Annotated in this window: 22 protein-coding genes; 12 read left to right on the plus strand and 10 right to left on the minus strand. The window is 72.9% G+C overall.

All coding sequences use genetic code 11. The annotated features are described in order from the left end of the window. Positions 1-53: 53 nt before the first annotated feature. Complete coding sequence (gene yczE, locus B5Y66_RS22255; RefSeq protein ID WP_322788700.1) at positions 54-983, plus strand: membrane protein YczE; 930 nt, start codon at positions 54-56, stop codon at positions 981-983. A 130-nt stretch (positions 984-1113) separates the two neighbouring features. On the opposite strand, the gene B5Y66_RS13430 is transcribed toward yczE, so the two are convergent. After that, on the minus strand, positions 1114-2127 hold the full coding sequence (locus B5Y66_RS13430) for an aldo/keto reductase family protein (protein WP_079574971.1): 1014 nt from the start codon (positions 2125-2127) through the stop codon (positions 1114-1116). 34 nt (positions 2128-2161) lie between these two features. Beyond that, positions 2162-2785: a DUF3043 domain-containing protein gene (locus tag B5Y66_RS13435; RefSeq protein ID WP_079574972.1), complete on the minus strand. Its 624-nt coding sequence runs from the start codon at positions 2783-2785 to the stop codon at positions 2162-2164. A gap of 39 nt (positions 2786-2824) precedes the next feature. Between B5Y66_RS13435 and B5Y66_RS13440 the strand changes: the two genes are divergently transcribed. Next, positions 2825-4261: a dipeptidase gene (locus B5Y66_RS13440; protein WP_079574973.1), complete on the plus strand. Its 1437-nt coding sequence runs from the start codon at positions 2825-2827 to the stop codon at positions 4259-4261. Between the two features lie 10 nt (positions 4262-4271). Continuing rightward, positions 4272-5066, plus strand: coding sequence for a VOC family protein (locus tag B5Y66_RS13445; protein ID WP_176168865.1), 795 nt, complete (start codon positions 4272-4274; stop codon positions 5064-5066). Positions 5067-5102: 36 nt separating this feature from the next. Here the strand turns inward: B5Y66_RS13445 and B5Y66_RS13450 are convergent, their stop codons facing one another. Together B5Y66_RS13450 and B5Y66_RS13455 are read right to left on the minus strand one after the other, a co-directional pair. Then, positions 5103-5432 carry an Hpt domain-containing protein gene (locus B5Y66_RS13450; protein ID WP_176168866.1) on the minus strand — a complete coding sequence of 110 codons (330 nt, stop codon included), beginning with the start codon at positions 5430-5432 and terminating at the stop codon, positions 5103-5105. Beyond that, positions 5429-5815 (minus strand): response regulator, encoded by a 387-nt coding sequence (locus tag B5Y66_RS13455; protein WP_079574975.1) that lies wholly within the window; start codon positions 5813-5815, stop codon positions 5429-5431. The genes B5Y66_RS13450 and B5Y66_RS13455 overlap by 4 nt, the downstream gene beginning before the upstream one ends. 128 nt (positions 5816-5943) lie before the next feature. Between B5Y66_RS13455 and B5Y66_RS13460 the strand changes: the two genes are divergently transcribed. The 3 genes from B5Y66_RS13460 to B5Y66_RS13470 are packed head-to-tail and all read left to right on the plus strand — an operon-like array spanning position 5944 to position 9897. Then, the gene (locus tag B5Y66_RS13460) at positions 5944-8862 is read left to right on the plus strand and encodes a response regulator (RefSeq protein WP_079574976.1); all 2919 of its coding nucleotides are present in this window, start codon (positions 5944-5946) and stop codon (positions 8860-8862) included. After that, positions 8859-9365: a pyruvoyl-dependent arginine decarboxylase gene (locus B5Y66_RS13465; RefSeq protein WP_079574977.1), complete on the plus strand. Its 507-nt coding sequence runs from the start codon at positions 8859-8861 to the stop codon at positions 9363-9365. The genes B5Y66_RS13460 and B5Y66_RS13465 overlap by 4 nt, the downstream gene beginning before the upstream one ends. Then, positions 9355-9897: a hypothetical protein gene (locus B5Y66_RS13470; RefSeq protein WP_079574978.1), complete on the plus strand. Its 543-nt coding sequence runs from the start codon at positions 9355-9357 to the stop codon at positions 9895-9897. The genes B5Y66_RS13465 and B5Y66_RS13470 overlap by 11 nt, the downstream gene beginning before the upstream one ends. A 39-nt stretch (positions 9898-9936) precedes the next feature. Here the strand turns inward: B5Y66_RS13470 and B5Y66_RS13475 are convergent, their stop codons facing one another. The 3 genes from B5Y66_RS13475 to nadA are packed head-to-tail and all read right to left on the minus strand — an operon-like array spanning position 9937 to position 12380. Beyond that, positions 9937-10473, minus strand: coding sequence for an acyl-CoA thioesterase (locus tag B5Y66_RS13475; RefSeq protein ID WP_079574979.1), 537 nt, complete (start codon positions 10471-10473; stop codon positions 9937-9939). A gap of 58 nt (positions 10474-10531) precedes the next feature. Beyond that, on the minus strand, positions 10532-11131 hold the full coding sequence (locus B5Y66_RS13480) for a DJ-1/PfpI family protein (protein ID WP_079574980.1): 600 nt from the start codon (positions 11129-11131) through the stop codon (positions 10532-10534). Between the two features lie 40 nt (positions 11132-11171). Then, the gene (nadA, locus tag B5Y66_RS13485) at positions 11172-12380 is read right to left on the minus strand and encodes a quinolinate synthase NadA (protein WP_245807110.1); all 1209 of its coding nucleotides are present in this window, start codon (positions 12378-12380) and stop codon (positions 11172-11174) included. A gap of 132 nt (positions 12381-12512) precedes the next feature. Here nadA and B5Y66_RS13490 point away from each other — a divergent pair, with 132 nt between their 5' ends. Both B5Y66_RS13490 and B5Y66_RS13495 read left to right on the plus strand, forming a co-directional pair. After that, positions 12513-13013: a hypothetical protein gene (locus B5Y66_RS13490; RefSeq protein ID WP_139820874.1), complete on the plus strand. Its 501-nt coding sequence runs from the start codon at positions 12513-12515 to the stop codon at positions 13011-13013. A gap of 100 nt (positions 13014-13113) precedes the next feature. Continuing rightward, positions 13114-13464, plus strand: coding sequence for a HesB/IscA family protein (locus tag B5Y66_RS13495; protein WP_079574982.1), 351 nt, complete (start codon positions 13114-13116; stop codon positions 13462-13464). Positions 13465-13541: 77 nt separating this feature from the next. On the opposite strand, the gene B5Y66_RS13500 is transcribed toward B5Y66_RS13495, so the two are convergent. Both B5Y66_RS13500 and B5Y66_RS13505 read right to left on the minus strand, forming a co-directional pair. Continuing rightward, the gene (locus B5Y66_RS13500) at positions 13542-13790 is read right to left on the minus strand and encodes a sulfurtransferase TusA family protein (RefSeq protein ID WP_079575049.1); all 249 of its coding nucleotides are present in this window, start codon (positions 13788-13790) and stop codon (positions 13542-13544) included. A 17-nt stretch (positions 13791-13807) separates the two neighbouring features. Next, positions 13808-15013, minus strand: coding sequence for a cysteine desulfurase family protein (locus B5Y66_RS13505; RefSeq protein ID WP_322788701.1), 1206 nt, complete (start codon positions 15011-15013; stop codon positions 13808-13810). A 370-nt stretch (positions 15014-15383) separates the two neighbouring features. On the opposite strand from B5Y66_RS13505, the gene ctaC reads away from it, so the two are divergent. From ctaC to B5Y66_RS13525, 4 genes are all read left to right on the plus strand, one after another. Beyond that, positions 15384-16307 (plus strand): aa3-type cytochrome oxidase subunit II, encoded by a 924-nt coding sequence (gene ctaC / locus B5Y66_RS13510; protein WP_079574984.1) that lies wholly within the window; start codon positions 15384-15386, stop codon positions 16305-16307. Further along, positions 16307-18127 (plus strand): aa3-type cytochrome oxidase subunit I, encoded by a 1821-nt coding sequence (gene ctaD / locus B5Y66_RS13515; RefSeq protein WP_079574985.1) that lies wholly within the window; start codon positions 16307-16309, stop codon positions 18125-18127. The genes ctaC and ctaD overlap by 1 nt, the downstream gene beginning before the upstream one ends. Continuing rightward, complete coding sequence (locus B5Y66_RS13520; RefSeq protein WP_079574986.1) at positions 18124-18525, plus strand: cytochrome c oxidase subunit 4; 402 nt, start codon at positions 18124-18126, stop codon at positions 18523-18525. The genes ctaD and B5Y66_RS13520 overlap by 4 nt, the downstream gene beginning before the upstream one ends. 183 nt (positions 18526-18708) lie before the next feature. Then, positions 18709-19542 (plus strand): hypothetical protein, encoded by an 834-nt coding sequence (locus tag B5Y66_RS13525; protein ID WP_079574987.1) that lies wholly within the window; start codon positions 18709-18711, stop codon positions 19540-19542. A gap of 93 nt (positions 19543-19635) precedes the next feature. Here the strand turns inward: B5Y66_RS13525 and B5Y66_RS13530 are convergent. Beyond that, the coding region (locus B5Y66_RS13530; RefSeq protein ID WP_079574988.1) for a superoxide dismutase at positions 19636-20244 on the minus strand (609 nt) is incomplete at its 5' end.

Below are 20244 nucleotides of genomic sequence, written 5' to 3' on the forward strand. Positions count from 1 at the left end.
TGTCGTCCCATTGGATATGGAATGCAAGGCCATTACGGCGGAGGGTGGGCATCATGAGCACGTCGACCACCCCCGCCAGCCGATCCGCCCGCCCGCGCTCCCGCCGCCTCGCCGGTCGCCGCGTCCGCCGCCCCTGGCGGCCGGCTGCCGCGCGCCGTGCGCGCGTCGCCCCGCCGGCCACGGCCGGGCCGTCGACCGTGGGGCCCGGCGACGGGTCGGCGTCCACGTCGCCCGTGCCCGGCAAGGTCGGGTCCGGTGCGACGTCGTGGGGGCCGGTCCGACGCGGGGCGCAGCTGGTCCTGGGACTGCTCGGCTACACCTGGTCGATGGCGATGTTGCTGCACGCGGGCCAGGGCGGCACGCCGTGGGACGTGCTGCACCAGGGCGTGGTGCGCAGCACCGGGCTCGGGTTCGGCACGGTCGTCGCGCTGACCTCCGTGCTGGTGCTGCTCGCCTGGATCCCGCTGCGGCAGCGCCCCGGCCTGGGCACGGTGGCGAACGTCGCCGTCATCAGCCTGGCGGTCGGGCCGAGCCTGGCGGCCATGGCGTGGCTCGTGCCCGACCCAGGCCTGGCGGCCGGGGTCGCGCTCGCCGTCGGGGGCATCGTGCTGAACGGCGTCTCCACCGCGGCCTACATCGGCGTGCGGCTCGGCCCGGGACCGCGCGACGGCCTCATGACGGGCCTGGTGCAGCGCACCGGGTGGTCGGTGCGACTGGTGAAGACCGGTATCGAGGTGAGCGTCGTCCTCGTCGGGGTGCTGCTCGGCGGCACGTTCGGGTGGGCCACGATCGCCTACGCGCTGGGCGTCGGCCCGGTGGTGCAGGCGACCGTGCACTGGCGGTGGCTGGTACCGACGGGCCTGACCGGTGTGCCGGTCGTCCCCGCGGAACAGCCAGGGCTGACGGACACGGACGTGGCGCGCCGTGCGCGCGAGATCTCGCGCGCCCTCGACGCTGTCGCCCGTGAGCACGGCGACCGTTGACCGGCCCGCTCTCCGGAACGGTTTCCCGCGCGTAGCGGTGCGACGGGCGTCGACGTCGCCCCCGGTGTGACTTCCCGGCCCGGAAGCGACACCGGAAGCGACACCGGGTGCGACGTCGGCGCGAGGGAGGTCAGGCCACGCGGGTCGACGGCGCGTTCTCGGCCGTCCTGCCCGGGTCGCGCTCGACGACGTCGCCGAGGACGTCGTCGATACGGGCCAGGAGCTCGGCCGGGATGGTCACACCGGACGCCTTGACGTTCTCGGCGACCTGCTCGGGCCGGGACGCCCCGACGAGGGCCGCGGCGACGTTGTCGTTCTGCAGCACCCACGCGACGGCGAGCTGGGCCATGGACAGGCCGAGCTCGTCGGCGACCGGGCGCAGGTTCTGCACGCGGGTGAGCACGTCGTCGTCGAGGAACCGGCGGATGCTCGACGCACCGCCCTTCTCGTCGGTCGCGCGCGACCCGGCGGGCAGCGGCTGCCCGGGCACGTACTTGCCGGACAGGACGCCCTGCGCCATCGGCGACCAGACGATCTGCGACAGCCCGCACTCCTTCGAGGCGGGCACGACCTCGTCCTCGATGACCCGCCACAGCATCGAGTACTGCGGCTGGGAGGAGATGAGCTGGAAGCCCAGGTCCTTCGCCAGGGCAGCGCCGGCGCGGATCTGGTCGGCGGTCCACTCGGAGACGCCGATGTACAGCGCCTTGCCCTGGCGCACGATGTCGGCGAACGCCTGCATCGTCTCCTCCAGCGGCGTCTCGGTGTCGTACCGGTGCGCCTGGTAGAGGTCGACGTAATCGGTGCCGAGCCGCTTCAGGGACCCGTTGATCGACTCCATGACGTGCTTGCGCGACAGGCCGGTGTCGTTGGGGCCGCCCGGGCCGGTCGGCCAGTACACCTTGGTGAAGATCTCGAGCGACTCGCGCCTCTGGCCCGCGAGAGCGTCGCCGAGCACCTGCTCGGCCTTGGTGTTGGCGTACACGTCCGCGGTGTCGAACGTCGTGATGCCCGCGTCGAGGGCGGCGCGCACGCACTGCGTGGCGACGTCGTTCTCGACCTGGGAACCGTGGGTGAGCCAGTTGCCGTAGGTGATCTCGGAGATCTTCAGACCGCTGTTGCCGAGGTACCGGTAGTTGACCATGCGCCCACCCTAGGTCTGGCGCAGGGTCAGGGAATCACTCCGGCCAGACGCCGTGCTTCTTCGACGACGGCTTGGGCAGGCGCGAGCGGCGGATCTGGAACGCGCGCATGACGGCGTACATCATCGTGCCCCGGGGGACCTCGCCGAACTTGGCGAGCAGCCGCTTCTTGAGCCCGCGCCACAGCAGGAACGCGTCGGCGATGGTGATCAGCACGACGGCGTACAGCAGCATCAGCACGAGCGCCGACATCGTCACGTTCTGCATGAAGATGAAGTTCAGGACGATGAACAGGAAGGCGACGGGCAGGAAGAACTCGCCGAGGTTCCAGCGCGCGTCGACGTAGTCACGCGCATAGCGCTTGAGTGGGCCCTTGTCGCGCGGCGGTAGGTGTCGCTCGTCGCCGGTCTGCATCGCCCGGTACTCGAGGTTGCGCTGCTCGCGCGACTTCTCCCGCGCCGCCTTCGTCGCCGCCTTGCGGTCGTTCGGCACCAGGGGGCGCTTGTTGGCGGCCTCGGCCACGCTGCGCTTGGGCGTGGGGCGTCCCTTGCCGGAGGGCGCGCCGGCCTTCTCGATCTCGGCGGCCGCGTCGACGGGGTCGGGAGCGTCGGTGGAGTCGGGGGACGACGGCGTCGCGTCGGGCTTGTTGCGGGAGAACACGCTCCCAGCGTAGTCGAGCGCGCGGGTAGCGTGAGCCGCGTGACCGACACCCGCAGCACCGCCCCCGACGCCGTGCCCACCGACGGGCCGGCCGACGACGCCCCCGCCCTGCGCGCGCACGTCGAGCGGCAGTTCCCCGCCCTGCAGGACGACCTCGAGCGCCTCGTGCGCATCCCGAGCGTCTCCGCGGCGGCCTTCGACCAGGCTCACGTCGCCGCCAGCGCCGACGCCGTGGCGGCGCTGCTGCGCGACGCCGGCCTGCCCGACGTACGGATCCTGCGTTCCGACCGCCCCGACGGGTCGCCCGGCGCGCCCGCCGTCGTCGCGCGGCGGCCGGCGCCCGAGGGGGCGCCGACGGTGCTGCTCTACGCCCACCACGACGTCCAGCCGCCCGGTGATGCCGCCGCGTGGGCGACCGACCCGTTCGAGCCCGTCCAGGTGGGCGAGCGCCTCTACGGTCGAGGCGCCGCTGACGACAAGGCGGGGCTGGTCGCGCACCTCGGCGCGATGCGGGCCCTGTCCGCCCTGGCGGACGAGACGGGCGAGGCGCTACCAGTCGGGATCACGGTGTTCGTGGAGGGCGAGGAGGAGTCGGGGTCACCGAGCTTCCGCCAGTTCCTCGCGGACCACCGCGAGCTGCTCGCCGCCGACGTCATCGTCGTCGCCGACTCCACCAACTGGAAGGTGGGCGTGCCCGCCCTCACCACGTCGCTGCGCGGCCTGGTCGACGGCGTCGTCGAGGTCGAGGTGCTGGGCCACGCGGTGCACTCCGGCATGTTCGGCGGCCCGGTGCTGGACGCGAACACGCTGCTCGCGCGGCTGATCGCGACGCTGCACGACGACGCCGGCAACGTCGCGGTGGCCGGCCTGCTGAGCGCCCCGGAACCGGAGGTCGACTACGAGGAGGCCGCGTTCCGCGCCGACTCCTCCGTGCTCGACGGCGCGGAGCTGGCGGGCGAGGGCACGATCGCCGGGCGGTTGTGGACCAAGCCGGCGCTGTCCGTCATCGGCATCGACGCGACGAGCGTCGCGCACGCCTCCAACACGATCGCGCCCCGCGCGGCAGCGAAGCTGTCGCTGCGCATCCCGCCGGGTCAGGAGCCGCAGGCGGCGGAGGACGCGCTGCGGACCCACCTCGAGGCGCACGCGCCGCTCGGTGCGCGCGTCACGTGGCGCGCCGGCGAGCAGGGGCGGGCGTTCCAGGCCGCGGACGACTCCGCGGCGATGCGCGCCGCGCGCTCGGCGTTCGCCGCGGCCTGGGGCACGGACCCGGTGGACATCGGCGTCGGCGGGTCCATCCCGTTCATCGCCGACCTGCTCGAGTTCTTCCCCGGCGCCGCCGTGCTCGTCACCGGCGTCGAGGACCCCGACTCGCGCGCGCACGGCGCCGACGAGTCCGTGCATCTTGGCGAGCTGCGGAAGGTCGTGCTGGCCGAGGCGCTCCTGCTGCGCGCCGTCGCCCGGGCCGGGGCCTGAGGCCCTGGCGATGACCGACGACTCCTTCGCCGCCGTCGCCGCGCGGGCGAGCATGGTGCCCCTGCTCCCGTGCAGTGGCGACGAGGCCGATCTCGACGCCCTGGTCGCGTTCTGGTCGGCGCTCGGTCTGGAGGTCACCTACCGGCAGCGCCGCCCCAACCCGTTCGTGGCGTTCGGGCGCGGCGGCATCCAGCTGCAGTACTACGGGATGCCGGGCTGGGACCCGGAGCAGAGCCACTCGACGTGCCTGCTCGCCGTCCCCGACACCGAGCCGGTCCACGAGGCGTTCGCGACCGGGCTGCGGGCTCTCCACGGGCGCCTGCCGGTGGCGGGGGCACCGCGGATCACGCGGCCGAGGCGCCGAGCGAACAACGCGGGGCTCAGCGGGTTCAGCCTGGTGGACCCCGCGGGCAACTGGGTGCGGGTCACCCGGGCGCCGGACGCCCCGGTCGTGGCCGGGGAGGGCGGCACGACGTCGTGGGCCTCCGCCGGCGGCGGCGCGCTCGCGCGCGCCCTGGAGAACGCCGTCGTCCTCGCCGACTCGCACGGCGACGTCGCGCAGGCCCGCAAGGTGCTGGGCGGTGCGGTGCGCCGCGCGCGGGCCGCGGACGGGGACCCGACGCCGGCCGAGCTCGCGCCCGCGCTCGCCTACCTGGTGGAGCTGGCAGTGCGCGCGGGGGAGGCGGGATCGGCGCGCCAGGTGCTGACCGAGTTGGAGTCGCTCGCCGCCGCCAACGGTGCGAACGACGACGTCCGGTCGGCGACGGACGAGGCGCGCACCCTCCTGGAGGACACCGCCGACTGACCCGCGGGCCCTCGCAGCGCCCGGGTCCCCGAGCGCTCAGGCCGCCCCTGCCGCGGCGCGCAGGGCGTCGAGCGCGGCAGGGACGTCGCCGACCCGGCTCTCGCGGAGCACGGCCTCGAGCCGCCCGGCCGCGTCGGAGAGGCCCACCTCCCCGAACGTCGCGGCCGAGCCCGACATGGTGTGGCACAGGCGGACGGCCTCCTCGCGCGCCGCGGGGTCGCGCGCGCCCGCGGGCGCCGCCAGGAGCTCCTCGACCCGCCGGGCCCGGACCTGGTTCCGCTCGTGCGCCCGCCGGGCGAGCGCGGCGATCACGTCGTCCAGGTCGTCGTCCGGCCGTTCCTGCGGGGCGTCCTGCGCTCCTGTCACGCGTCCCACCCGAGCGCGGCGGCGAGCTCCGTCGACAGGCTCAGCGGGTCGAAGGGCTTGGTGAGCACGGCGACCGCGCCGAGGTCGTCGAGCCGGGAGATGTCCTGCGAGCCGACCTTCGCGGTGAGGAACACGACCGGGACCTCGCGCAGCTCCGGCACGGAGCGCAGCCGTCCGAGCACGCTCGGCCCGTCGTGCACCGGCATCATGACGTCCAGGAGGATCGCGTCCGGCCGCACGCGCCGCGCGACCTCCAGGCCCTCGACGCCGTCGCCCGCCGTGTGGACCTCGTGCCCCCCGACGGCGCTCAGCGCGACGGCCGCCACCTCGCGGATCGACGGATCGTCGTCGATCACCACCACGCGTCGGCCCCCCGTCGCCACGTGTCGCGCCTCCCGTCACCCGTCCTGCGTCCGCTCGACGCTACCCCTGGACGGCCGAGGTCGCCCTTCGTCGCCCCGGGTGGCGGCATGGAGGGCGAAGGTCACGAACCTCTCCTACCCTCGGGCCCATGGGGGACGGAAGGCAGGCGACGGCGCGGGCGTACTCCGCGTTCGTGCGCTGGTGCTGGGCGGCGGCCGTCGCGGTGCTGGTGCTGGCGGTCCTGCTCGCGGGCCCCATGGAGGAGTCCACGCGGGCCGAGCTCTCCCGGGCGGCGATCGCGGCCGCGGGCGTCGCCGCGGCAGCGAGCTGCGGCTGGCGGGCGGTGCGGTCGGTGGGGCGCCGGCGGCGCGCCTGGGGCCTGCTGTCCCTGGGCGGTGTGGTCGGGCTCCTCGGCAACGTGTACGCGGGCCTGGTCGGCGACCCGGAGACGGGCGACACGGCCTACATCGCCGCGCTGCTGCTCGGGGTGATCGGCCTGGCCCTCTTCCCGACGGTGCGCCCGCGCGGCCACGAGCTCGTGCGGATGCTGCTCGACAGCGTCGTGGTCGGCGGGTCGATCCTGTACATCGCGGTCTTCAGCGTCGCGCTCCAGGGCCAGAGGTTCGCGGCCGAACCGTCGCTCACCGCGTACGCCCTGCCGGTCGTCGACGCGCTGCTCGCGACGCTCGCGGTCCTCGTCCTGACCCGGTCCCCGGCCGCCGAGCGGGTGCCCCTCGGGCTCGTCGGCATCGGTTTCGTCCTGTACGCCGTGGCCGACGTCGCGTTCGCGCTCCTCACCGCCGGGGGCGGGTTCAGCTTCGGCAGCCCGGTGGACGTCGGGTGGGTGGGCGGCTACCTCGCCATCGCGGTCGCGGCGCGGCACCCGGCCGCCTCCGGCAGCCCGGTGACCGGCCAGCGCACCGACGGGTCGCCCGTGCTCGGCACCGTGATCACGTTCGGCATCTTCCTCGCGGCGGCGCTCGTGCGGGTGGGGCAGGCGAACGTCGTGTTCCCCTGGACGGCGAACGTGCTGTGGGCCACCGTCCTCGTCGCGGTCGCGGTCCGCCAGATCCTCGTCGTGGTCGACAACGAGTCGCTGCGCCACGGTCTCGAGCGCCGCGTGGAGGAGCGCACCGCGCAGCTGCGGGCGCTGGCGAGCGAGCGCGAGCGCACGCTCGAGTCGGTCGCCGACGGCATCTACGGCGTCGACGCCGCCGGGCGCGTCACCTTCATCAATGACGCCGGGGCGCGGACGCTGGGCGTGGCGGCGGCGGACCTCGTGGGAAGCGACGCGCACGCGACCTTCCACGCGCCGGGCGAGGACGGCTCCCCGTTCCCTGCCGACGGCTGCTATATCACCGAGGCCGTGCGCGACGGCCTCACGGCGACGGCCGAGCAGGACGTCTACCGGCGGCCGGACGGCAAGGACGTCCCGGTCGAGGTCGCGGCGAGCCCTCTGCGCGCCGACGGCGTGGTGCGCGGCGCCGTGGTCGTGTTCCGCGACATCTCCGAGCGGCGCGAGGTGGAGCGCATCAAGGACGAGTTCGTGTCCGTCGTGAGCCACGAGCTGCGCACCCCGCTCACCTCGATCCGCGGCGCGCTGGGCCTGCTCGACAGCGGCGTGCTCGACCGGTCCTCCGACCAGGCCGCGCGCATGGTGCACATCGCACTCACGAGCAGCGAGCGGCTGGGTCGGCTGGTGGACGACATCCTCGACGTCGAGCGCATGGACGCGGGGACCACGCAGCTCGAGCTCGCCGACCACCGGGTCGACGGCCTCGTCGCAGCCGCGGTGGAGCAGGTGTCGATCCTGGCCGACGACGCCGGCGTGGTGCTGTCGTCGGACGGCTGCCCGGAGATGGTGCGGGTCGACGACGAGCGCATCGTGCAGACCCTGACCAACCTGCTCAGCAACGCCGTGAAGTTCTCCCCGCGCGGCAGCACCGTGCTGGTGTCCGCCGCGCCGGTGGGGGACCTGGTCGAGGTGCGCGTCGACGACCAGGGGCGGGGGATCCCGCCCGACAAGCTCGAGGCGGTGTTCCGCCGCTTCGAGCAGGTGGACGCCTCGGACGCGCGTGAGCGCGGGGGCACGGGCCTGGGACTCGCCATCGCCCGCAGCATCGTCGAGCGGCACGGTGGACGGATGTGGGCCGCCAGCGACGGGGAGGGGCACGGCTCCAGCTTCCGGCTCACGCTGCCCCGTGCGCTCGTCCCCGTCCTGCCCCGGCGGGACGACGCGCTCGGCGCGCCGTCCGACGAGCGGGGCGCCGCGGCGGCCACGCGGGTGGTGGTCGTCGACGATGACCCGTACGTGGTCGACGTGCTGCGCACGGTGCTGGAGGCGAGGGGGTACGACGTCGTGGGCGTGACCGACGGCCGCGAGGCGCTCGAGGTCGTCGAGCAGGAGCACCCAGCGGCCATCCTGCTGGATCTGGCGATGCCGGGGACGAACGGCGCGGAGGTGCTCCGACAGCTGCGGCGCTCGGCCGCGACCGCCGGCCTGCCGGTCGTCGTCGTGTCGGGGACCTCCCCGTCGGACGCGCGCGAGACCGCGGCGCTCGCGGACGGCTGGCTCGTCAAGCCCGTCGACCCCGAGGGGCTCGCGGCGACCGTCCGGGACGTGGTGCGCCTGCGCCCCCACCACGAGCACGTCCTGGTCGTCGAGGACGACGACGACCTCCGGGCCGTCCTGACGACGGTCCTGGAGAGCGCGGGGCTGATCGTGACGTCGGCCCGGGGTCTCTCCGAGGCGCGCGACGCCCTCGCGAACGGCGCGGAGCCCCACCTGGTGCTGCTCGACCTGCGCCTGCCCGACGGGACCGGGTACGACCTCGTGGCCGACCTGCGGCGCAGCGGCCGCCTGCGCGGGACGCCGCTCGTGGTCTACACCGGGGCGGAGGTCGGGCCCGGCGAACGGGCGGATCTCCGCCTGGGCAGTACCGTCTTTCTCACCAAGGGACGGGAGGCGCCGGACGCCGTCCTCCGCCCTGTCCTGGACCTCCTGGACGCCGCCGCCGGCCGTGCCGTCGACGGTCTCGCCGACCCGACCATCCCGAGGACGCCATGACCGAGTCGTTGACCATCCGTGTGAGCACCGGGACCGGGACGGGCCGCACGACCCTCGCCGCCTTCGACGCGGCGCTCGTGGCCGCCGGCGTGGGCGACTTCAACCTCGTCCGACTGAGCTCCGTCGTCCCGCCGGGCAGCACCGTCCTCGAGGTGGACGGACGCGACCAGCTGCCGGGGGAGCACGGCGACGCGCTCTACTGCGTGTACGCGGCGGGGCACGCGTCGCTGCCGGGGCACGAGGCGTGGGCCGGCGTGGCGTGGTCCCGGCGCGACGACGGCAGCGGTGCGGGGCTCTTCGTCGAGCACGACGGCCCGTCGCACGAGCAGGTGGCGACGGATCTCGTGCACAGCCTCGAGGACCTGTCCGCGACCCGTGGGGGCGCGTACCACCCGGAGGGGCGTCGGCTCGTCGGCCTGGCCTGCGAGTCGCTCCCGGTCTGCGCCGTCGTCGTGGCGACCTTCAGCCGGGCCGCCTGGGAGGAGCTGGGCCGTGCGCGCTGACGTGACGTTCGAGCCGACCGTGGAGGGCGAGGTCGCCGAGAGGTTCTGGGCGCTCTACCTCGAGGCGTTCGAGCCGCTGCGCACCCGCGCCGCCGCCCGTCACGTGCTGCACCGCGAGGAGTTCGACGAGGAGATGGCCGACCCCCGCATCCTCAAGCTCCTCGCCCACGACTCCCCGGGGGACGCGGTCGGCCTCACGACGCTCGCGACGGATCTCGCCGCCGTGCCCTGGGTGAGCCCCGAGTTCTTCGCCGAGCGCTACCCGGACCACGCCGCACGCGGCGCGGTCTGGTACATCGGGTTCACCCTCGCCCACCCCGGCCGGCGGGCCACCCGCACCTTCATGGACATGATCGACGCCCTCGTCGCCCACCTCGCCGAGCACCGGGTGGTGTGCGCCTACGACGTCTCCCGGTTCAACGACGACTCGCTGCGGTTCGCCGACAACCTGCGCCGCCGCCTCGAGCGCACGCAGGACGTCACCGTCGAGACGGTGGACCGGCAGACGTACTACGCGACCACGTTCCACTGACGACGACGGCGGCCCGCCGGCCGCCGGTGCGGCACGCCGTCAGACCAGGCCGGGGTCGCGGTGCGCGACGTCCAGCGCCCGCGCCCAGGCGGCGACGTCGTCGGGAAGCTCGGGGGCACGGGCAGGCGCGTCGGGGCCCATGAGCGCCACGACGTCCGGGGCGGGGATGCGGGCGTTCCCCGGGCCGAGGAAGCGCCCCGCCACGTAGCCGCGGCCGTAGAGCTGTCCGCGGCACGTGAAGACCTGCTCGATGTAGATCACCCGCTGGTCCCAACCGAGGATGCGGGTCGTGACCTCGAACCGGTCGCCGAGCTTGAGCGAGCGCTTGTACGTCATCGTCGACGCGGCGACGACGGGGTACCACTTGCGGTCGCCGATCTTGGCGAAGCCGTCGAGGTCGGCGATGAAGTTGGACCGTGCCACGTCCATCATCTGCAGGTACGCGCCGTTGTTGACGTGCAGGTACATGTCGAGGTCGCCGGGGTGCACGCGCATCCGCGTCACGGACGGGTCGAGGAGACCCTGGCCGGGGACGGGCTTGCGGGGTCGCAGCGAGGCCCAGGTGAGCTGGATCATTCGAGTCACCCGCGCAGGCTATATCGGCGACCGCCGGTATCAGGTACCCGGGTGGCCGTCAGACCGGGGGAGCGGGGTCGTACTGGATGGCCCGGCGCACGGCGCGCGCCACCTCGGGTGACTCGAGCCGCGCCACCAGGTGCAGCGCCATGTCGATGCCGGCCGAGACGCCCGCGGCCGTGACGACGTCCCCGTCGTCGACGAACCTCGCCTCCGTGTCCACGACGACGCTCGGGTCGATGTCGGCCAGCTCGTCGTAGTGGTCGCGGTGCGTCGTCGCGGGGCGGCCGGCCAGCAGGCCGGCCGCCGCGAGCACCAGGGCGCCGGTGCACACGCTCGCGAGGATCGGCGTCTGCAGGCGCACCTGCCGCAGCCACTCCAGGTGGGTGGGGTCGGCGATCATGGCGCGGGTTCCCCAGCCGCCCGGGTACACGAGCACGTGCAGCGGGCCGACGTCGTCCGCGGAGTGCGCCGGCACGAGCCGCAGCCCCTTCGCCAGGCGCACTCCCTCGCCGTCGCGGGAGAAGGTGCTCACCTGCGGCTTGAGGTCGGAGTGCTGCTCCCACGCGGCGAGCACCTCGAAGGGCCCGACGACGTCGAGCTCCTCCGCGTCGTCGAACACGAGGATCCCGAGATGGAGCCCGCCGTCGGTGCTCATGCCTTCTCCTGCGTCGTCCGGGCCGGTCAGGGCCCTCCGGTCAGATCCCCGGCAGTGCCAGCATCTGGTCCAGCGCCACCCGCGCCCAGTGGGCGTCGTCGGCGTCGACCACGATGCGGTTGACCATGCGCCCCTCGACCAGCGACTCCATCGCCCACACCAGGTGCGGCAGGTCGATGCGGTTCATGGTCGAGCAGAAGCACACGGTCGAGTCCAGGTAGTGCACCTGCTTGTCCGGGTGCGCCTTGGCGAGGCGGCGCACCAGGTTGAGCTCGGTGCCGATCGCCCAGGAGCTGCCGGGCTCGGCGGCGTCGAGGGCCTTGATGATGTACTCGGTGGACCCCACCTCGTCCGCCGCGGTGATCACCTCGTGCTTGCACTCCGGGTGGGCCATCACCGTCACCCCCGGCACCTTCGCCCTGATCTCCTCGACGTTGCGCACGGAGAACCGCCCGTGCACCGAGCAGTGCCCCCGCCACAGGATCATGCGCGCGTCGCGCAGCTGCTGCTCGGTGAGGCCGCCCCGCGGCTTGCGGGGGTCGTAGACCACGCAGTCGTCCAGGCTCAGGCCGAGCTGGAGCACGGCCGTGTTGCGGCCCAGGTGCTGGTCGGGCAGGAACAGCACCTTGCCGGTGCCGTCGACGCCGCCGACGCGGTCGAACGCCCAGCGCAGCGCGACCTGCGCGTTCGACGAGGTGCAGACCGTGCCCTCGTGGCGTCCCGTGAAGGCCTTGATCGCGGCGGAGGAGTTCATGTACGTCACGGGCACGGTGTCGTCGGCGATCCCGACGTCCTGCAGCACGGCCCACGCCTCCTCGACCTGCCCGATCTCGGCCATGTCCGCCATCGAGCAGCCGGCCGCGAGGTCGGGCAGCACGACCTGCTGCGCGTCGGAGGTGAGGATGTCCGCGCTCTCGGCCATGAAGTGCACGCCGCAGAAGAGCACGTACTCCGCGTCGGGGCGGGCCGCGGCCTCGCGCGCGAGCTTGAAGGAGTCGCCGGTGACGTCGGCGAAGTCGATGACCTCGTCGCGCTGGTAGTGGTGGCCGAGCACGAACGCGCGCTCGCCGAGCGCGGCCCGCGCGGCGCGGGCGCGCTCCACCAGGTCCGGGTCGGACGGCGACGGCAGCGCCCCGGTGCACTCGACGCCGCGCTCGGAGGCGAGGTCGCGGCCCTGGCCGAGGAGCAGCAGCGCGGAGGGTGCGGGCTCGGCGAAGCCGGTCGAGGCGCCCGCGGTTTCGTTCAGCAGGGTGGTCACCCGCCCATGCTTCCACAGGACGTGCGTGCGGCTCGCCGTTCGTCCGTGCTCCGCGCCCACGCGTACGTGGAGCAGGCGGGCGCCGGCCTGTCGGCGGCGGACCCCGTGTGCCACGATCTCGGGATGGCTCTCGGGACGGACCGTGCGATGCGGGTGCTGCTGTGCGTCGGCGGGGACGCCGACGACCTGGCCGTCGCGCTCGGCGCGGCGTGGCGCGACGCCGCACCCGCGTGCGACGTCGAGGTCGTCGCCCTGCCCGCGCGGTCGGAGGACGAGCCCGGCGGCGGTCGCCCTGCCGGTGTGTTCGTGCCGCTCGGCTCGCTCGGCCTGACGAAGGTCGCGGGGCCGGGGGACGGCCCGCTGGCCGGCGCCGCCGCGGCGGCGGACCTCGTCGTCGTGCACGTGCCGGTGCTGGACGCCACGACCTTGCACTCCGGGCCGGTGCCCGCCGCCGTGTCCGCCGCCGCGCCGCTCGCGCTGCCGGTCGTCGTGCTCGCCGGCCACAGCGAGGTCTCCCGTCGCGAGTGGTCCGGGGCCGGGATCAGCGGCGTGCACGAGACCGGTCCCGACGCCGTGGCGGCAACCCGGCGCGCCGCCCGGACCTGGGCGCCGTCCTGGGCATGACGCTCCGGCGCAACGCGCCCTGTGACCCGCGTCATCGCGTCCGCGAGATTCGCGCGTAGGATCGGGAACAGCCGTACCGGTCCGCCTGTTGGAGGAAAGCATGACCGACACCACCGAGATCTCCACGCACGGCGTGGACCTGTCCGACGTCGCCGCCGGCAAGGTCCGCAGCCTCCTCGAGCAGGAGGGCCGCGACGATCTTCGTCTGCGTGTGGCCGTCCAGCCCGGCGGCTGTTCCGGCCTGATCTACCAGCTCTACTTCGACGAGCGCATCCTCGACGGTGACGCGCTGCGCGACTTCGACGGGGTCGAGGTCGTGGTCGACCGCATGAGCGTGCCCTACCTCGAGGGCGCCAAGATCGACTTCGCGGACACCATCGAGAAGCAGGGCTTCACGATCGACAACCCGAACGCGGGCAGCGCGTGCGCCTGCGGCGGCTCGTTCAGCTGAGCCGCTGAGCGATCTCGAAGGCCCGGCCGCCCCCGTGGGGTGGCCGGGCCTTCGCCGTCCGCCCCGGCGGCGTGCCGTCAGGCGCCGGAGCCGAGCCGCACGGTGAGCGACCACACGGGAGCGTCCGTCCCGGCCGCGTCCGTCTCCCCGAGCATGTCCCCGACCATCGCGTGCCCGCGCATACGGGCCCACGCCGGCACGTCGTGTCGAGCCGCCGGGTCGGTGGACAGCACGGTGACGAGCGTCCCCGCGGGCAGCTCGCGGGCCGCCGCGGCCAGCCGGATCACCGGCAGCGGGCAGCGCAGCCCGCGGGCGTCGACCACCATCACGTCGTCGTGGGCGCTCACAGCCCGGCCACCCCGAGCACGTCCCGCACGTGCTGCACGGCGCCCGGCAGCACGGCGAGGAAGCGGTCGACGTCGTCGTCGGTCGTCGACCGGTCGAGAGCGACCCGCACGTTGCCGTGCGTGAGCACCCCCATCGCCGCGAGCACGTGCGACGGCTCCAGGGTGCTCGCCGTGCAGGCCGAGCCCGAGCCGACGGCGAACCCCGCCCGGTCGAGCTCGGTCACCAGCGCCTCGCCGTCCACGTACAGGCACGAGAAGGTCACGACGTGGGGGAGCCGGTCGTCCGGGTCGCCCACCACCTCGACGTCGGGGACGGCGGCGACGGCCGCCCGCACCCGGTCCGTGAGGCGGCGCCGGCGCTCGTCCTCGGCGGCCCGGTCGGCGGTCGTCGCCTGCAGCGCGACGGCCGCCGCGAACGCGGCGGGCACGCTCACCCCGCCGGGCGCCCACGGGTCGGCGTCCTCCGGCTCCGGCGGGACGGTGCGCACCCGCTGGCGGACCGCGAGCACGCCCACGCCGGCGGGCCCGCCCCAGTCGGCCGGGTGTGCGGCGAGGAGGTCCCAGGCATCGGGGACGACGTCGTGGCCGAGGGACGCGCCGGCGTCCACCAGCAGCGGGACGCCCGCGATGCGGGCGGCGCCGTGCGCGGCGCGCAGCGGCTGCCGGGTGCCGACCTCGCCGTTGGCGTGCTGGAGAGCGGCGAGCGCGACGCCGGGACGTGCGACGGCGGCCGTGAGGGCGTCGAGGTCGACGCGGCCGTAGTGGTCGACGCCCACCACCACGCGCGCGCCACCGTGGGCGCTCGACGCTGCCGACGCCGCGTGCAGCACCGCGGCCCGCTCGGTGCCACCGACGACGACGTCGCCGCCCGTGCGGCGCCGCGCCTGAGCGGTGCCCAGCACCGCCGCGCGCAGGGCGGTCGTGTGGCTGGCCGTGAACCGCACCTCCTCGGTTCGTGCCCCCAGGACGTCCGCGACCGCCTCGCGCGCGCCGTCGAGGAGCCGCGCGGCCCGACGCCCCTCGGTGTGCAGGCGGTGCGGGTCGGCCCAGCCGTCGTCGAGCGCCTGCAGGAGGGCCTGACGGGCGAGCGGGTGCAGCCGGGCGCCGCCCCCGTTGTCCAGGTGCACGCGCGCGCCGGCCGTGCCCGTGCCGGGCGTGCCCGCGGACGAGGAGGGCCGTGTCGGGCCGGTGGTGTCGGTCACAGGCGTGCTCCGTGGGGCTGACGTGCGGTCCGACGGCCCGCGGGCGGCCGTCGGCCGGGCGCGAGACCCGCGCCCGGGGCACGATCGTGCCATCTTCGGCCGGTCCGAGGGGCGGGTCGGCCGCTCTCGGGCGGACGCTGACGATCTGACACCGTGGGGTAACGATCTGACACACCCCAGGGGTGTGTGTGCAACAGGGAGATGTGGACGTCCCGTGCGCAAAGAGTCACGCCTCGAGGGGGCTTTTGCGGCGTCGAACCTGCTCCGGGCGCGCTAGGCTGCACTTCATCGAGGACGAAGGTCCTGTCCGCGTGCCTGTTGCCCAGAGGGGCCGTGGCGGTCGGTCAGGACGTGACGTGAAAGGCCTCCCTTGCACTCGAAGAGCCCCACCCGCACCCGGCGGGTCATCCTGCGCGCGACGGCGATCGCCGGCGCCGTCGCGGTGTTGGCCTCCGGCTGTGCCAGCGACTCCGTCCAGCGCGGATACCTGCCCGGCTACAGCGACGGGGAGGTGACCAACCAGACCGAGAGGATCACGAACCTCTGGGTCGGCTCGTGGATCGCGGCCCTGATCGTCGGGGTGCTCACGTGGGGCCTGATGCTCTGGTGCGTCGCCGCCTACCGCAAGCGCCGGGACGACCACCAGCTCCCGATTCAGACGCGCTACCACATGCCGCTGGAGATCATGTACACGGCTGTGCCGACCATCATGATCCTGGTCCTGTTCTTCTTCACGGACCGCGACATGTCGGCGGTGCAGGACACCAGCGCCGAGCCGGACGTGAACATCCAGGTCATCGGCAAGCAGTGGAGCTGGGACTTCAACTACCTGGACTCCGACGTCTACGACTCCGGCCAGCACCTGCTGGACGTCGGTGGTCAGACGATCGACGACGAGGTGGACGGTGCGCCCGGCACGTCGAAGGACGTCCCGACGCTGTATCTCCCGGTCGACCAGACGGTCGAGTTCACGCTGGACTCCCGCGACGTCATCCACTCGTTCTGGATCCCCGCCTTCCTGTACAAGCAGGACATGATCCCGGGCCGCACGAACACCTTCCAGGTCACGCCGACCCGCGAAGGCACGTATGCCGGCAAGTGTGCGGAGCTCTGCGGTGAGTTCCACTCCGGGATGCTCTTCAACGTCAAGGTCGTCTCGCAGGCGGACTACGACGCCCACATGGACGAGCTGCGCGACGCCGGTCAGACGGGCGAGCTCGGGCTCGACCTCAACCGTCAGCAGCACGACGCGAACTTCTCGCAGGACGAGACGCTCCCGGAGGTCGAGAACTGATGGCGGCCACGACAGCCACCGCGTACGACGCAGAGGCCATCCCCGGCCTCGCGCCCAAGCGCCAGAACCTCGGTCGCACCGTGGTCAAGTGGATCACCTCCACCGACCACAAGACGATCGGGTACATGTACCTCATCACGTCGTTCATCTGGTTCGCCGTGGGGGGCATTCTCGCTCTGCTGATCCGTGCCGAGCTGTTCATGCCCGGCCTCCAGGTGGTGCAGAGCAAGGAGCAGTACAACCAGCTCTTCACGATGCACGGCACGATCATGCTGCTGTTGTTCGCGACGCCGCTGTTCGCAGGCTTCGCCAACGTGATCATGCCGCTGCAGATCGGTGCGCCCGACGTCGCGTTCCCGCGGCTGAACATGTTCGCGTACTGGCTGTTCCTCTTCGGCGGCCTCATCGCCGGGGCGGGCTTCTTCACCCCGCAGGGTGCCGCGTCGTTCGGCTGGTTCGCGTACGCCCCGTTGTCGAACACGACGTTCAGTCCAGGGCTAGGGGGAGACCTCTGGGTGTTCGGCCTCGCGCTGGCGGGCTTCGGCACCATTCTCGGTGCCGTCAACTTCATCACCACGATCATCACGATGCGCGCGCCGGGCATGACCATGTTCCGGATGCCGATCTTCACGTGGAACACGCTCGTCACGAGCCTGCTCGTGCTGATGGCCTTCCCGCCGCTGGCCTCCGCGCTCTTCGCGCTGGGCGCCGACCGTCGGCTCGGGGCACAGGTCTTCAACCCCGAGAACGGCGGTGCGATCCTCTGGCAGCACCTGTTCTGGTTCTTCGGGCACCCCGAGGTGTACATCATCGCGCTGCCGTTCTTCGGCATCGTGTCGGAGATCTTCCCGGTCTTCAGCCGCAAGCCGATCTTCGGCTACAAGGGCCTGATCTACGCGACGATCGCCATCGCGGCGCTGTCGGTGACCGTGTGGGCCCACCACATGTACGTCACAGGCGCGGTGCTCCTGCCCTTCTTCGCCTTCATGACGATGCTGATCGCCATCCCGACGGGCGTGAAGTTCTTCAACTGGATCGGGACGATGTGGCGCGGGAAGCTCACGTTCGAGACACCCATGCTGTGGTCGATCGGCTTCCTCGTGACCTTCCTCTTCGGTGGCCTGACCGGCATCATCCTGTCGAGCCCCGCCCTGGACTTCCACCTGTCCGACTCGTACTTCGTGGTGGCGCACTTCCACTACGTCGTCTTCGGCACCGTGGTGTTCGCGATGTTCGCCGGCTTCTACTTCTGGTGGCCGAAGTTCACGGGCCGGATGCTCAACGAGCGGCTCGGCAAGATCCACTTCTGGATGCTGTTCATCGGCTTCCACATGACCTTCCTCATCCAGCACTGGCTGGGCGTCGAGGGCATGGCCCGCCGCTACGCCGACTACATGCCTGAGGAGGGCTTCACCTGGGAGAACCAGGTGTCGACCATCGGTGCGTTCCTCCTGGCCGCGTCGACCCTTCCGTTCCTCTGGAACGTGTACACCACGTGGCGCAACGCGCCGAAGGTGACCGTCGACGACCCGTGGGGCTACGGCCGCTCGCTCGAGTGGGCCACCAGCTGCCCGCCGCCGCGGCACAACTTCACCTCGCTCCCGCGCATCCGCTCGGAGTCGCCGGCGTTCGACCTGCACCACCCCGAGGTCGCGGCGATGGAGCAGGCGCCGGGTCACGGCGGGCTGGACGCGGTGTACGGCGACCCCGACCGACGGGGGCACCAGGGCCTGGTCGAGGAGCGTCGTGACAGCGCGCAGTCGTCGGCCGCCCAGTCGACCACCACCGTGATCGACGACGAGGAGGAGAACCGCAAGTGAAGATCGAGATCAAGCTCTTCCTGTTCCTCGCCCCGTTCTTCGTCGCGGTGGGCGTGCTGTACGGCCTGTTCACCGGCTTCGAGGAGCCGGTCGGCTACCTCGGCATCCCGCTCGTGGGTGCGCTGGTCGCCATGGTGGGCGCCTACCTCGCCCTTACTGCCCGCCGGATCGACCCCCGGCCGGAGGACGACGAGGAGGGCGAGATCGAGCAGGGCGCCGGTGACCAGGGCGTGTACTCGCCGTGGAGCTGGTGGCCGCTCGTCATCGCCGCCGCGGCCGCGGTGGCCTTCCTCGGGCTGGCCGTGGGCTGGTGGGTGCTGTACATCGGCTTCATCCTCGGGGTCATCGGCCTCGTCGGCTGGGTGTTCGAGTTCAGCCGCGGGCAGCACGCGCACTGAGCGCACACCGACGCACGTCGGGCGAGGGCCCCTCACGCAGCTTCGCGTGAGGGGCCCTCGTTCGTCCCTGTGACAGCCCGGACACGGATCGACAACGATCAGGCGCAGAGACCATCGGAGCTCCACGGCGGCCCGGTGCAGCGTGGTGGAATGGCACCTCACCATTCCTTGAGAAGGAGCAGCATGCGCGTCCCCCAGAAGACCGTGGCACTGGCATCTGCCGGCCTGGTCGCCCTCAGCCTGAGCGCCTGCGGGACCGAGAAGCCTGCCGGGTCGCCCGCCGGCGACGCGGGCGCTCAGGCCGAGGTCGCCGAGGTCGCGACGGCGGCGGACCTCACCGAGCTCGCGACGCAGATGCAGGCCGCGCAGGAGAAGGCCTCCACGTCGCACCTGGAGCTGACGTACGCGGGCGAGCTCGCCGACGCCGCAGGGATGAGCGAGAGCACCACCAGCGCCGACCTCTCCTACGGCGCCACGCTCGAGGAGTCGTCGATGCACATGTCCATGGCCGTGATGGGCACGGACATGGACATCGTCCTGGTCGACGGCACGATCTACCTCTCCATGGGTGAGATGACCCAGGGCAAGTACCTGTCGCTCACCATGGAGGAGATGGCGGACGACCCGGCGATGGCAGGCACCTTCGACTCGATGGAGTCGATGGACGCGGCCGCCCAGGCCGAGGCGATGGCGGACGCCGTCACCTCCTTCGAGCACACCGGCACGGAGCGGGTCGGGGACCTCGAGACCGAGGTGTACAGCGTCACCCTGGACCCGGCGAAGATCGAGAACGGCGCGGCGGGCGTCGACGCGTCGACGGCGGCCCAGGTCGGCGAGATGACGGTCGTCTACAAGGTGGCGCCCGAGGGGCTGCCCGTCCAGGCCGACATCACGATGGAGGTCGCCGGACAGGAGATGGTCGTCGAGTCCTCCTTCAGCAGGTGGGGCGAGCCCGTCGACATCACAGCGCCGGCGGACGACGAGGTCGTCCCGTACAAGGAGTTCGGCCAGGGCTGAGCGGCGCGATCGCAGCGTGAAAGGGCCCCGCACGCTGAGGCGTGCAGGGCCCTTCGCATGCCGGGTCCCGACGTGCTTGACCGGTGTGAGCCGTCAGGCGGGGACGATCAGCCCGGCGGTCTGGGTGCGGGCGCGCTGCAGGCGGTCGGCGACGTCCTGCCAGTTGGCGATGTTCCACACGGCCTTGACGTAGTCGGCCTTGACGTTGAGGTAGTCGAGGTAGAAGGCGTGCTCCCACATGTCCAGCATGAACAGCGGGGTGATGCCGACGGGCACGTTGGCCTGCTGGTCGAAGAGCTGGAAGATGGCGAGGCGCTGGCCGATGGAGTCCCAGCCGAGCACGGCCCAGCCGGAGCCCTGGATGCCGGTGGCGACGGCGGTGAACTGCGCCTGGAACGTCGAGAAGGAGCCGAAGGCGTCCTTGACGGCCTCGGCGAGCTCGCCCTCGGGCTGGCCGCCGCCCTCGGGGGACAGGTTGTGCCAGAAGACGGTGTGGTTGGTGTGGCCGCCGAGGTTGAACGCGAGGTTCTTCTCGTGCAGGTTCACCGCGGCGAGGTCGCCGGACTCGCGGGCCTCGGCGAGCTTGTCCAGGGCGGTGTTGGCGCCGGTGACGTAGGCGGCGTGGTGCTTGTCGTGGTGCAGCTCCATGATCTTGCCGCTGATGTGCGGCTCCAGGGCGCTGTAGTCGTACGGCAGGTCGGG

Origin of the sequence: Krasilnikoviella flava, from assembly GCF_900167525.1 — a bacterium.
Taxonomy (GTDB): Bacteria; Actinomycetota; Actinomycetes; order Actinomycetales; family Cellulomonadaceae; genus Isoptericola; species Isoptericola flavus.

Excerpts from the sequence above, each read along its gene's own strand:
- B5Y66_RS13495 (WP_079574982.1), top strand. The coding sequence starts at position 13,114 with ATGACCGACACCACCGAGATCTCCACGCACGGCGTGGACCTGTCCGAC.
- B5Y66_RS13500 (WP_079575049.1), bottom strand. The coding sequence starts at position 13,790 with ATGGTGGTCGACGCCCGCGGGCTGCGCTGCCCGCTGCCGGTGATCCGG.
- B5Y66_RS13480 (WP_079574980.1), bottom strand. The coding sequence starts at position 11,131 with ATGAGCACCGACGGCGGGCTCCATCTCGGGATCCTCGTGTTCGACGAC.
- B5Y66_RS13525 (WP_079574987.1), top strand. The coding sequence starts at position 18,709 with ATGCGCGTCCCCCAGAAGACCGTGGCACTGGCATCTGCCGGCCTGGTC.
- B5Y66_RS13430 (WP_079574971.1), bottom strand. The coding sequence starts at position 2,127 with ATGGTCAACTACCGGTACCTCGGCAACAGCGGTCTGAAGATCTCCGAG.
- B5Y66_RS13460 (WP_079574976.1), top strand. The coding sequence starts at position 5,944 with ATGGGGGACGGAAGGCAGGCGACGGCGCGGGCGTACTCCGCGTTCGTG.
- B5Y66_RS13475 (WP_079574979.1), bottom strand. The coding sequence starts at position 10,473 with ATGATCCAGCTCACCTGGGCCTCGCTGCGACCCCGCAAGCCCGTCCCC.
- yczE (WP_322788700.1), top strand. The coding sequence starts at position 54 with ATGAGCACGTCGACCACCCCCGCCAGCCGATCCGCCCGCCCGCGCTCC.
- B5Y66_RS13490 (WP_139820874.1), top strand. The coding sequence starts at position 12,513 with ATGGCTCTCGGGACGGACCGTGCGATGCGGGTGCTGCTGTGCGTCGGC.
- B5Y66_RS13465 (WP_079574977.1), top strand. The coding sequence starts at position 8,859 with ATGACCGAGTCGTTGACCATCCGTGTGAGCACCGGGACCGGGACGGGC.
- B5Y66_RS13445 (WP_176168865.1), top strand. The coding sequence starts at position 4,272 with ATGACCGACGACTCCTTCGCCGCCGTCGCCGCGCGGGCGAGCATGGTG.
- ctaD (WP_079574985.1), top strand. The coding sequence starts at position 16,307 with ATGGCGGCCACGACAGCCACCGCGTACGACGCAGAGGCCATCCCCGGC.